The 12832-nt window shown below is 39.9% G+C and carries 8 protein-coding genes; 4 read left to right on the plus strand and 4 right to left on the minus strand.

What is annotated here, in order from left to right; genetic code table 11:
• Positions 1–260: 260 nt before the first annotated feature.
• The 4 genes from HMPREF9078_RS04850 to HMPREF9078_RS04865 all read left to right on the plus strand — a co-directional run bounded on the left by HMPREF9078_RS04850 (position 261) and on the right by HMPREF9078_RS04865 (position 6558).
• Positions 261–1943 carry an OstA-like protein gene (locus tag HMPREF9078_RS04850; protein WP_009419629.1) on the plus strand — a complete coding sequence of 561 codons (1683 nt, stop codon included), beginning with the start codon at positions 261–263 and terminating at the stop codon, positions 1941–1943.
• Between the two features lie 82 nt (positions 1944–2025).
• Complete coding sequence (locus HMPREF9078_RS04855) at positions 2026–2898, plus strand: OmpA family protein (protein WP_009410200.1); 873 nt, start codon at positions 2026–2028, stop codon at positions 2896–2898.
• Between the two features lie 379 nt (positions 2899–3277).
• On the plus strand, positions 3278–5650 hold the full coding sequence (locus HMPREF9078_RS04860; RefSeq protein ID WP_009419630.1) for a TonB-dependent receptor: 2373 nt from the start codon (positions 3278–3280) through the stop codon (positions 5648–5650).
• A gap of 20 nt (positions 5651–5670) precedes the next feature.
• On the plus strand, positions 5671–6558 hold the full coding sequence (locus HMPREF9078_RS04865; protein ID WP_009419631.1) for a DUF4249 family protein: 888 nt from the start codon (positions 5671–5673) through the stop codon (positions 6556–6558).
• Between the two features lie 18 nt (positions 6559–6576).
• Here HMPREF9078_RS04865 and HMPREF9078_RS04870 read toward each other — a convergent pair whose 3' ends face one another.
• The 4 genes from HMPREF9078_RS04870 to aroB form a co-directional block, all read right to left on the minus strand.
• On the minus strand, positions 6577–7491 hold the full coding sequence (locus HMPREF9078_RS04870) for a PorP/SprF family type IX secretion system membrane protein (RefSeq protein WP_009419632.1): 915 nt from the start codon (positions 7489–7491) through the stop codon (positions 6577–6579).
• A gap of 165 nt (positions 7492–7656) precedes the next feature.
• A complete protein-coding gene (locus tag HMPREF9078_RS04875; protein WP_034542882.1) occupies positions 7657–8589 on the minus strand; it encodes a PorP/SprF family type IX secretion system membrane protein in 933 nt (310 codons plus the stop codon).
• A gap of 22 nt (positions 8590–8611) precedes the next feature.
• Positions 8612–11215: a thrombospondin type 3 repeat-containing protein gene (locus HMPREF9078_RS04880; RefSeq protein WP_034542885.1), complete on the minus strand. Its 2604-nt coding sequence runs from the start codon at positions 11213–11215 to the stop codon at positions 8612–8614.
• A 245-nt stretch (positions 11216–11460) separates the two neighbouring features.
• A complete protein-coding gene (aroB, locus tag HMPREF9078_RS04885) occupies positions 11461–12549 on the minus strand; it encodes a 3-dehydroquinate synthase (protein ID WP_009419635.1) in 1089 nt (362 codons plus the stop codon).
• Positions 12550–12832: the final 283 nt, after the last annotated feature.

Raw genomic sequence — 12832 nt, forward strand, 5'->3', positions numbered from 1 at the left:
GGACGATTGGTATAGAAAGGGTATATAAGTAGTTAAGAATGAGGGGTTAAGAGCTGAAATTAAAAAGTTAAAAAGTGTTAATTAAGCGAAGGAAGAAGACTGGAAAAACGAAAGTATATAGAGGCGAAAAAGGAGAAGTATAGAAACCGTAAAGGCTGTGAACTGGAAGAGAATGGTATAAAAATTGATGTGTGAGGCATAGATGTATTGGCATTTATGATTATTTTCGTATCTTTGCACCATCATTGGAATGAATTTGAATGAAAAAAACGTATTACTATATATTATTCACTTGTTTATTAACCTTTTGTACTAACCTTTGGGCTCAGAATGACAATAGCAAGACCCGCCGTATCGAAATTATCTACGGGGGGGAATTTACAATTGACAATGAGAAATACCCTGGGGCTACTATCTTTAAATCGGACGGACAACGGGTACAGTTTCGACATCAAGGGTTAGACGTGTGGTGCGATTTGGCAGTGCTCTACGAGGAGAAAAACGAAGTGATTGCACACGGCAATGTAGTGCTACAACAAGGCGACACGCTACAAATGAACAGTCAGTACGTATCGTATAAAGGGAATACTAAAACAGCTGTAGCCCGCGAGAACGTGCTATTGCGCAATGGGAATATGACGCTGGAAACCCAAGAACTCTTCTTCGACCGCAACTCTCAGGAGGCTTATTACAACAATTTCGGGAAAATTACTGACCCTGAAAATGAGCTTACCAGTAAAACAGGAAAGTATTACGTAACGACCAAGAAAAACCAATTTACCAATTCGGTAAAGATTGTCAATAGAGATTTTACGGTTAATTCGCAGGTGTTGGACTATTATCACAATTCGGGCAACGCCTATTTTTACGGCAAAACTACCATTGTGGGCGCTGACTACAAAGTGTATTGCGAGCGAGGTTTTTACGATACGCGTCGACAATTGGGTTATTTTATGAAGCACGCCAAGATAGAATACGACCTGAAAACCTTGGTGGGCGATAGTTTGTATTTTGATAAACGCCGTCAGTTTTCTTCGGGCTCTAACAATATCTTCATTTCGGACACGGTAAACAAGACCTTTGTACGAGGGCATTACGGCGAAATTCACAAGGCAAAAGATTCGATGTTTATCACCAAAAAGGCAGTGGTAATCACATTAGTAGAGAAAGACTCGATGTATATGCACGGCAAGCGCATTTTGGTTACTGGCAAACCGCAACACCGCGTGATTCGCGCTTACCCCGATGCTCGTATTTTCAAAAGTGATATGCAAGCCAAGTGCGATTCAATTCACTCTGACGAGGCTAATGGGCTGACCCAAATGGTGGGCAAACCTGTAGCGTGGACAGGCGAAAGCCAAATGACGGGTGACAATATTCACCTGATTGCCAATACGAAGACCGAGCAATTGGACTCTTTGAAAGTGTTTAACAACGCACTGGTGGTAGAGAAAGACAGTTTGGGCGATGGCTATAACCAAGTGAAAGGTAAGTTCTTGTATGGCAAATTCAAGAAAAATGTTTTGCGACAAATAGACTTTTTGCAGAATACCGAGTCTATTTATTACGTGTATAACGACGCTAAGGAGCTGGTAGGCATCAACAAACTGACTTGTAGTCATATTAAGCTCTATTTAAACAAAGACCAGCAAATACAACAAACGGTGTTTATTACACAACCATCGGGGAATTTATACCCAGACGATAAATTACACGTGAACGACCGTAAGTTTAAGGAATTTATATGGCGAGGTGATGAACGTATCCGCAGTAAAGAAGAGATTTTTAGCGATGCGGAGAAGAAAATAAAACCCAAGAAAATTAAGGGAATGAAGACTCCTGAGGAGATAGACGAGGAGGAAAATCTGCTTGCAAATCCGTCGCTTAAAAAAGACAATAAGGCTGGAAAAGAGAAGGCTAAAGAGAAGCCAAAAAGCAAATAAGACGAAAAGTTGGCATTTTTATTGCACAATAATAAAAAAAGGCGTACATTTGCCTATTGATTAATTTTAAAACATAAACTATATGAAAAAATTTATTATCGCAATGTCGGTGTTGGGATTAATTACCACATCGTGCGTATCCAAAAAGAAGTATGCTGAATTAGAAGCAAGAAACAAACAGACTGAGGATTTGCTAAACACTGCTACCGTAAAACTCAATATGTGTTTAGACGAAAAGAACAACTTGACTCACAAGTTGGAGAGTATGAAAAATCAGAACGACTTGCTCAAAGAAAACAATCAGCAGCTCATCAACAATATGGGTAACCTTACTACGCTTACCCAAAAAGGTGCTGAGAACCTTGAAAAATCATTGGAAAGCTTGCGTGAAAAAGATTTAACTATCAAGAATTTGCGCGATGCTGTTACCCGTCGTGACTCAATAAACCTCGCCTTGGTACAAAGCCTCAAAGGAGTGTTGGGTAACTTAGACGACCAAGATGTAGACATCAAAGTAGAAAAAGGTGTGGTATTTATCAATATCTCTGATAAGATGCTTTTCAGCAGTGGTAGCTACACTATTTCTAAAAACGCAAAGAGCGTACTTGAAAAAGTTGCAAAAGTGGTTAAAAATAAACCTGACTTTGAGTTTATGGTGGAAGGACACACCGATAACGTAAACATCAAAACAAGTTGTATTCGTGACAACTGGGATTTGAGCGTAATGCGTGCTACCGAGATTGTACGTGTATTACAAAAAGACTTTGGAGTTGCTCCTGAACGTATGACCGCTGCCGGACGTAGCTACTACGTGCCATTAGCAAGCAATGGTGATGCTAACGGACGCGCTCTAAACCGTCGTACTCGTATTGTGATATTGCCTAAGCTCGACCAATTCTACACTATGATTGAAGAGGGAATGAAAGACCCTGCTATCGGTGGTAAAGGAAAATAGTGCGAGTCGGTGCGAGTCGCACAAACAATTAATGAATTAACAAATGAGATAAGAGTCAGCAGTTAGTGTAAAGCTAATTGCTGACTTTTTTGTATGGAAGAGTGAATAGAAAGTGCAAGCCACACAAGCAGTCGTAGCACGACAGGTATTTTTTAAATTGGTAAATTAGTAGATTTTTGAAGTTGTAAGTTTAGTAAAAAAACAATCAAGCGTTGGTTATTATTTCACTAATCATTGATTAGTTTTTTGTATAAACCACAATATTGTTATATCTTTGCGCTGAAAAAGACACAAAATTGATAACTTATTAAAAGAAATAGATAAGTGCTATAAACATCTTGTCTTATACTTTTGTACCGAAAAATAAAAACAGTAACATATGAAAAGAAAATGTTTGCTACTATTGTTTTTAGTAGCTACAACTGCTGTTTTTGCACAGCACAAATACACCCTTAGTGGTTCGATTGCTGATGCTTCTAACGGCGAAAAGCTCTTAGGGGTAAACTTTATCATCAAAGAACTGCACACAGGTACCTCTACCAACGAGTACGGGTTTTATTCTATTACCTTGCCCGAAGGCAAATATACCATTACTATTGAGTATATAGGCTATGGTACTCACCAAGAAACTATAGTACTAAACAAGAATATCCGCAAAGATTACAAACTGAAGCCTGAGACTATTCAGCTTACAGGAGTAGACGTAACTGCAAATGCCACAACCCAGAAAACAGCAGTACGCAAGCCTGAAATGAGTGTAGCTTCTATTCCTATCGCTACGGTGAAGAAACTGCCTGTATTGGTAGGTGAAGTAGATATTATCAAAACGCTGATGCAGATGCCAGGTGTGAGCAACGCAGGCGAAGCATCATCAGGATTTAACGTGCGTGGAGGTGCTGCTGACCAGAATTTAGTACTTCTTGATGAGGCAACGATTTTCAACGCTTCGCACCTCTTTGGTTTTTTGAGTGTCTTCAACGCTGATGCTATACGTGATATGAAGCTCTACAAAGGAGGAATTCCAGCACGTTATGGCGGACGTATCGCTTCAGTTTTGGATATTTATCAGAAAGAGGGTAACAAGAACAAATTTGGGGCTACAGGGGGCATAGGGGTGCTCTCTTCACGATTACTTGCGGAAGGTCCTATAGTGAAAGACAAAGCGTCGTTTTTAGTAGGAGGTCGCGCCTCTTACGCTCATCTCTTCCTTAAACTGAGCGACAATGAAAATTCGATGTACTTTTACGACCTCAATACAAAACTCTCTTACCAACTGAACCAAAATAATGCGCTGTATCTTTCGGGTTACTTTGGTAGAGACCTTTTTAAACTGAGCGATAACCTTACTAATGCTTATGGTAATGCTTTAGTGAATTTACGTTGGAATCACTTATTTACTGAGAAGCTCTTCTCTAATTTATCTGCTATTTATAGCAATTACGACTATAAGTTTGACTTTAACTGGATTGATATGATATGGACTTCAGGGATAGAGAATTTCAACCTAAAATATGATTTCAAGAACTATGTATCAGAGAAGTTTAAATTCACCTATGGCTTCCAAGGATTATATTATATCTTCAAACCTGGTAAAGTCCTCCCTAAATCTCCTGCCTCTACTATCAAAGAAAAGGTTCTTGACCATAAATACGCTGCCGAAACAGCTTTTTATATAGATGCCGAACAGAAATTAGGAGATGCTCTTACGGTATCATACGGCTTGCGATTCAGTAATTTTTATCACTTAGGAAAGCGTACTGTAAATGTGTATAAAGATGATAACCCTGTGGTATTTAACACGAGCCGACAAATCTATCAGAAAGCGACTCCTATTGGGACGAAGTACTACGGTAGCAACCGTATTATAAATTTGTACTCTAACTTCGAACCGCGCTTTACTATGAGCTATGCTTTCAACGATAATAAATCAATAAAAGCAAGTTATGCGCGTACGGCTCAATATGTACATTTGATTTCTAACACAGCTTCGCCTTCGCCTTTGAACGTATGGGCACCCAGTGATGGGTTTATCAAACCACAGTTAGCTGACCAAGTGGCGTTGGGTTATGCTTCTAACTTCTCGGACGATAAATACAGCATAGAGGTTGAAACTTATTACAAGAAAGTGCAAAATCGCTTAGACTATATAGACGGTGCGAACCTCATTGCTAACGAAGCGATTGAACAAGTATTGCTAACAGGGGAAAACAGAGCTTACGGTTTGGAACTATTATTGCGTAAAAACACCGGTAAACTTACTGGGTGGATAGCTTATACGCTCTCAAAATCGGAAATGCAAACCAAAGGACGTACTCCTGAAGAAATAGGTATCAACTACGGCGACTGGTATAGTGCTCCCTACGACAAACCTCACGATGTTTCGATTACGGCTACCTATGAGCTCTCTACTAAATGGACATTCGGAGCTGTATTTAACTTTCAATCAGGCTTACCTACTAATTACCCCGTAGGACGTTATAACTACTTAGGAAAGAGTGTTCCTGACTATAGCAAACGCAATGAATACCGTTTGCCTACTTATCACCGTTTGGATCTTTCGGCTACCTATACACCACAACGCCCAAACAAGCGTTGGAAAAGCGAATGGGTATTCGGTATTTACAACGTGTACAACCGCAAGAATGCTGTGAGTGTTTCCTTCCGTGAGAACTTAGACACCCATAAAAATGAAGCCGTTAAACTCTCTATTTTTGGTATCATACCCAGTGTAACTTATAATTTTAGTTTCTAATACTTAAACCTCTATTTACTATGAAAATAAGAAATATTTATATTATACTTCTCTGTGCTTTAGCTTTAACTTCTTGTGAAGAGGTCATAGATTTAAAATTGGACTCTGCTCCTCAAAAGTTAGTGATTGATGCATCTCTCGATTGGAAGAAAGGAGAGACAAAAGCCTATCCTGTAGTGGACATCAGTTATACGGAAGCCTATTTTGGCGATACGCCTTCACCTGCTATTGATAACGCCATTGTGAAAATCAAAGCACATACTCAAACCCAGACACAAGAGTACCAACTCTCGTTATGGGACGGTACTTCTACCATTACCACTGATAACGTAGCCACATTAAAAGGCGGTAGCCGTTATGTATTCCCCGCAGGTATCACTCCTGAATTGGGCAAAGACTATGAACTTATCATAGAACTCAACGGACAAACCTATACTGCTAAGAGCAAAATGCTTGAAGCTCCTATAATACCTTCTGACAAAATAGCACAGAAAGAAAACGGAGGCTTTTTAGGTGACCAAATAGAGTTAAAATTCTACTTTGACGGTATTAGTGATGGTGTAGCCAATGCTTATTTAGTAAGGCTGACACAAAGTAGTAGCAAAAAAATTACTTACGGGACTTTGGACGATAACTATATAGCTAACTATAAGTTTTTCTTTATAATGATAGGACTCAATAATGATAAGTTAAACAAAGGAGATATTGTAAACGTAACACTTTATCGGATTCACCCTCAATACAAAGAATTTGTGCAAATGCTTATAAGATTATCAGAAGGACAAGGTCCGTTTACTATTCCTACGCGCCCCATAGGTAATATTGTGAACAAAGGAAATTCTCGTGAGAACCCTCTTGGAAGTTTTCGGGTGGCACAGTATACTACGCTACAATATACAGTAAAATAATTGCTCGTACGGCTCACACTACCACTTCACTTGTACCAAAAACTCGTGAGAGTTACGCGATTGTAAATTGAGATGTGTTTGAAAGTAGGTTTCAAAACCATATCCCACTGATAAATAATAATTCGGGATATTGAAGAGCACATAAGAACTAAAAGCCTTATCAGTGCGATAGGTAAGCCCTACCTCAGCACGGTTTAAATAGTCAGTAGCTACAGTGAAGTTTGTTGAGGCTTCTTGTTTTTTAGCAAGATGTATTTGTATACTTGGCTTTAGAGTAAAATCAGAGGAAATGTGCCAATGATAGCCCGCCATTGCATAATACAACATATTCTCAGCAACGGAAGTCATTACATCATTTTCCATACCCACTTTATCAGAAGCGAGCATATTGGGGATAGATAGCCCTACATAAAAGTCACGCAATTCATAATAAACTCCAGCTCCAAAGTTGAATTGGAACTTCCCCGAGATATCTTGCAAATAGGGGTCGTAGCGCGTAGCATTCTGTCCCGCATTGTACAAGTGATTATATGTGCGTATTTGGCTTATATCAATATTAAAAAACTCTCCTCCAAACTTAATTCCTCCTACGATATTAGAATGTTCGTTTATAGGCACTCTATAAGAAAAGTCTCCAAAAACACCCGTTTGTTTCTGAATAAATACTTTATTATTGGTCACTGAAAGCCCTAAGCCCACGCGGTCAGTTATCTTGTGAGTGGTAAAAAAGGTTTGCGTTTGAGGAGCTTCATTCATTCCTCGCCATTGGTTACGAATGTCTGCTGAAATAGTATGCCCCTTTTCCATACCCACTACAGCTGGATTCACCAAGTTTTGGTGTTGTTGATAAAATATGTACGTAGGATCTATAGATTGAGCTTGTAATGTTCCTGCGATAAGCAAAAGAACACTGATAAGTAATCTTCTTTTCATTCTGATAATAATTTCTTCTAATAAAGGATAAGAGCAAATTATAACTACAAAGCTCCAATATTTGAGTAAAGGCAATATAAACTAACAATTAAAAACAAAAACAACTCAAACACTTAAATTCTGAATTACAATAACACTCTTCGTATCATTTTTCACCTCTTAGCCTTACCATTTAAATTGTACCAAAAACTCGTGAGAGTTGCGCGATTGTAAATTCATATGGGTTTGAAAATAGCTCTCAAAACCATAGCCTATAGATACATAATAGTTAGGAATGTTAAATAACACATAAGCATTCACAGCTTTATCTGTGCGATAAGTAATCCCTAATTCTGCTCGTTCCAAAAAGTTTCCTGCTACTGTAATATCGGTCGAGGGATATTCGCCTTTGGCTAAGCGCATCTGCAAACGCGGTTTAATAGTGAAATCGGGGGTAAGACGCCAGTAATAGCCTGCTATGGTATAGAAGTACATCGTTTCGGCTAAAGAAGTCATTTGGTCGTTATCCATTCGCACCCTATCGGTAGCAAGCATATTAGGGATAGAAAAACCTACGTAAAAGTTAGGGTGGTCATAATACAGCCCTGCCCCAAAGTTAGTCTGGAATTTTCCTGAAATGGTTTGCAAATAAGGGTCGTAATAATAAGTAGGGTGCATACGTGTGCCATTAGGGTAATATTGGTTATACAAGCCGTTGTAATACGTCATATCACTGCCGTCTATATTATAGAAATCACCGCCAAATTTAATTCCTCCTATCAATCGCGAGTTGTACGAAATGGGTATTGCATACGAGAAATCAGCGTAAATGCCTGCTTGTTTCTGTATAAACACTTTGTTGCTTGCCAATGAAAAACCTAACCCCACGCGGTCACTCAAACGATGCGTAGTAAAAAGGGTTTGTGTTTGTGGGGCTTCGGTCATTCCTCGCCACTGGTTGCGTATATCCACCGAAATAGTGTGTCCAAACTCCATTCCCACTGCCGCTGGGTTTATTAGGTTTTCGTGTTGTTGATAAAAAATGTATGTAGGGTCTGTAGCTTGTGCGTGCAAAGCACTTGTGCCTATTACCAATATACTTAATAATATCTTTTTCATAGGATTCTGTGTTTTTCTCTTCTTAATAATTAATGTAAATCCAAAGTTGTTTCTTGTTCTTTTCACTGCCGTCAATGCTGAAAATAGCTACATAGGAACCTTGTGGCACTAAGGTACCATCAGATTTCTTTCCGTCCCATTGGTTCTTATACCCGTGAGCCGAGTATACTAATTGCCCTAAGGTATTGAATATATACAGGGTGTTATTAGGGTATCGTTCAGCGCGCGCTATCACATAAGTATCATTCACCCCATCGCCATTAGGAGTAAAAGCGTTGGAGATAAGCACATAATCCACCTGTGGGTCTTGTGCATTCGGGATTCCGTCGCCATCTACATCGTCATCACAAGCGTCGCCTATACCGTCATCGTCTAAATCAGCTTGGTCTGGATTGTAAACATTAGGACAATTATCTTGGTCATTTAAGAAACCATCTCCATCTATATCGTTATCGCAAGCATCTCCTATACCATCGTTGTCAGTGTCTTGTTGGGTAGTGTTAGACACGGTAGGGCAGTTATCCAAAACATTTAAAATCCCATCACCGTCCATATCGTCATCACAAACATCGCCTATACCGTCATTATCAGCATCAGCTTGGTCAGGATTGGCTACAGTCGGACAGTTATCCATACGCGAAGGTATGCCGTCATTATCCACATCGTCATCTTCTTTTACGGTGATATTCCCTGCATTCACTGCCAAAAATAGGTTCTCTTCAGCTTTCACCATAAACCTTCCTTGCTGCGTTTTAATAGCATCAGGCACACTTATTTCAGCTTTCCCGTTATTAGGTAAGCCCGTAGCTAAGGTATGCGAAAAAGTAACTCCGCCGTCAGTCGAAAAGAGTATCTTCACTTTTTCGGCATTCACAGGTGCTTTATCTGTATTAGCTACATCCCACTGCAAACTTACTTTTTGTCCTACATACCAGGTGCTTTGCTCGGTATGCGAACTCACTTTAAACGGACCCGCATCTGCACTCACTACCACATCAATGGTTTTATAAGCTGTATTTCCTGTTTGATTGCTTGCTAAAGGACGGTCGATAACCATAAAAGTCCAATGCAAGGTACGCCCTATGTTGAGCACTGTTTCCCAAGCATCTCCTTTTTTAGGTTTTTGCTGGGTGAGCGTACCCGCTACTATACGTTCCAAACGCGGGATATAGCGATATGATTGTGCTGAGGGTTTCATAGAGCGTGCCGTAGCTCCTGAACGTATTGTAGGTGAAAAATAATAATTACCCGTTTCTGTATAATTGTCGCTTTCTTCCCACGTATAAAGCAACGCATCGCCATCAGCATCGGTAGCAGTACCTTCTAATAAATAGGCAGTTCCATACGGAATAGTGTAGCTTTTCAAGTCGGGTATCTCAGGAGGGGTGTTGCCCGTAGAATTTTCGGTAGCACAAGACTTGCCTTGTAGGTTATCTGTAATGTCGTAAATAGTGCGGTGATGAAAATAAGGGTCAGCATTCTGTTGTACATCATAATATCGCGTAACTCCTGCGTAGCTCATAATAGTAGTACCACTACCTGGTTCCATCTGCGACCCCGACCCATATTCTCTGCGATAAGAAAAAGTATGCCGTGCCCCCAGTTGATGTCCTATCTCGTGAGCTACTACATCTATATCAAAAGCACTTCTATTGCGTACGTAAGCAAACGGATAAGACGAAAATCCCTGTCCCTTGCGGTCGTTGGTACACACGCACCCTATACAACCTGCATTACCTCCTTCTGCGGCATTGTGAAACAACTGCCCTATATCATAATTAGCATTACCTATCTTGTTGTCCAAAACTTGTTGCAATACAAGAGCTTTATTGTCGTACCATTCTTTTTCGTAGTTAATACCCGTAAAAGGGTCAGTATCTTTAGTCTCATATACTATACTATCGTCCGAAACTAACTGAAAAACAATCGACAGCTGTTGCCCATAGACCTCATTTACACGGTTTAGCGTACTGACTATTTGGGCAAAAGCTGAAGCCTTCCCCCAGAAATAATCAGTATATTCGTGGGTGCAAGCAATTGCAATGCGAAAAGTACGTTGCATAGGTTTAGTCTGAAATGAAGGGTGTTGAGCCGCCTTACTTTCCTGTAAAAGAGTAGGCACATCTAATGTTTTACAGTCTATGAATGCTTTTTCAATATCCTTACGACGATAAACCCTGTAATAAACACCTTCTTTATCTTCTGCTTCTATAAACGAATAGCTCAAATCTTCTTCCATAATAGCATCAAGCCCATAATCGCTCCACGTAAAACGAATATGTTTAGAGGGGTCAGTTACTGATTTACCCACAAAAGTTTTAATAGAAGGATATTTTCGTGCAACTGCTTCCGAAAGAACCTGCGTAGGTGCAATGCGATAAGTAATGAGTGTTCCGTTGGCATCAGGTATCTGAACGGTAGCCTCACTGCGTCTACTATCGGTTTCCAAAGCACGTGCAAACGCCTTTTTATTCAGTGTAAAATACTGATAATTTGGGTTATTAGTAGTTACTGCTGCACTGCGCTGAGTCGAGAAATCAGCTTTGCGCCAATAACTTTGTGCCGACCCTTGCAACACCACCAAAATAAATAACCAAAAAATACTATTGTAATTGCTATATCTCAATGTTTAATTCTTTATATATTTTTAATTTCTTTTGCTTCCTCACTTAATATTCACCCAAAAAAATCACTGTCACGTCCTAAAAAAGGTTGTCATAATTAATTATTGTTTTATTAGTCAAATTTTCTCATCTCTCCATTTTCCCATTCCCTCATTTTCTCATTTCCTCATTTGCTAATTAATCCGCCTCCACACACCCAGCTGTGAGCCCTCGCTGGCTTTACCTTTTACCTTTTACGTCTTACCTTTTATCTCCTCGTGTGGCTCGCACTATAGTACTCAAATGCCTCGTAAATCTCTTCCTCAGGCACTACACAATCCGTTTTAGGCTTGCCTATCTCCTCCAAAAGCACAAAGTGTACTCTGCCCGCTACATTCTTCTTGTCAAAACGCATCAACTCACAAATATCCTCAATATCCTCTTTATGAAAAGTTTGTTTGCTGAAATACTCTCCCAACACGCTTTTCACCTTATCGCATTTATCCTTAGGGAAACCTAACTTTCTCACCGATAGGTAAGTAGCCAACACTATTCCTATCGCAATAGCCTCTCCGTGCAACAAACATTGGCGATTAGGGTTTTCCAAACAATATGACTCAATAGCGTGCCCCAACGTATGACCGTAATTCAGTATTTTTCTCAATCCACATTCTTTCGGGTCTTGCATTACCACCTCGTTCTTTATCACCACCGATTCGTGAATAAGGCTGTCTAAATCAGCTAACGAAAGGCTTCTCAAATCACACATTTTGTTCCAATAAGCCTCCGAGCGAATAAGTCCGTGCTTAAACATCTCTGCCATTCCGCTACGCAATTCCTCAGCAGGTAACGTTCCTAAATATTGCGAGTCTATCACCACCCCCAACGGATTGTTTATCACTCCTACAAGATTTTTCAAAGGACCTAAATCCACCCCCGTCTTCCCCCCTACCGAGGCATCTACCATTGCCAGTAAACTCGTCGGCACATTAATAAAGGGCACTCCGCGCATATAGGTAGAAGCCACAAAACCTCCTAAATCGGTTACCACTCCTCCTCCTACGTTTATGAGCAAGCTCTTGCGGTCGGCTCCTAATTCCGAAAGTGCGTGCCACACTTGCGTACAAGTATCGAGGTTTTTATGCAGTTCTCCCGGTTCTATTTCTATAATTTCTATCGGAATATCAGTAATGAGAGTAGGTAAAAACACAGGTAAACATTTTTCATTGGTATGACTGTCCACCAACAAAAACAGCTTCGAAGGACGTTTTTCCGCAACTATTCGATTGATAAAATCAGTTCCTTCCTCATTAAAATAAACGTTGTAATTTCCAGCTCTGATAACATTTGCTTCCATCAGTACAGAATTTTTGGCAAAAGTAGTAAAATAATAACAATTGTACAAATTCCCCCTTTCAGCACCAAAAGACCGTCATATACACAACACATTTACTCCTTCTATTCACCTTACATTCATCTTAGATTTATTGTTTCTTCGTCCATTCTTCGTCCATTCTTCGTTCATTCTTCGTTATTCCTTCGTTCATTCTTCGTTATTCCTTCGTTATTCCTTCGTTATTCCTTCGTTTATTCATCACTGTTGCCCCATTGTAGACCCACTGTAGACCCACTGTAGAGCC

Origin of the sequence: Capnocytophaga sp. oral taxon 380 str. F0488 (genome assembly GCF_000318255.2) — a bacterium.
Classification (GTDB): domain Bacteria; phylum Bacteroidota; class Bacteroidia; order Flavobacteriales; family Flavobacteriaceae; genus Capnocytophaga; species Capnocytophaga ochracea.

Coding starts and splice junctions, on each gene's coding strand:
- HMPREF9078_RS04855 (WP_009410200.1), top strand. CDS start 2,026: ATGAAAAAATTTATTATCGCAATGTCGGTGTTGGGATTAATTACCACA.
- HMPREF9078_RS04870 (WP_009419632.1), bottom strand. CDS start 7,491: ATGAAAAGAAGATTACTTATCAGTGTTCTTTTGCTTATCGCAGGAACA.
- HMPREF9078_RS04850 (WP_009419629.1), top strand. CDS start 261: ATGAAAAAAACGTATTACTATATATTATTCACTTGTTTATTAACCTTT.
- HMPREF9078_RS04875 (WP_034542882.1), bottom strand. CDS start 8,589: ATGAAAAAGATATTATTAAGTATATTGGTAATAGGCACAAGTGCTTTG.
- aroB (WP_009419635.1), bottom strand. CDS start 12,549: ATGGAAGCAAATGTTATCAGAGCTGGAAATTACAACGTTTATTTTAAT.
- HMPREF9078_RS04865 (WP_009419631.1), top strand. CDS start 5,671: ATGAAAATAAGAAATATTTATATTATACTTCTCTGTGCTTTAGCTTTA.
- HMPREF9078_RS04860 (WP_009419630.1), top strand. CDS start 3,278: ATGAAAAGAAAATGTTTGCTACTATTGTTTTTAGTAGCTACAACTGCT.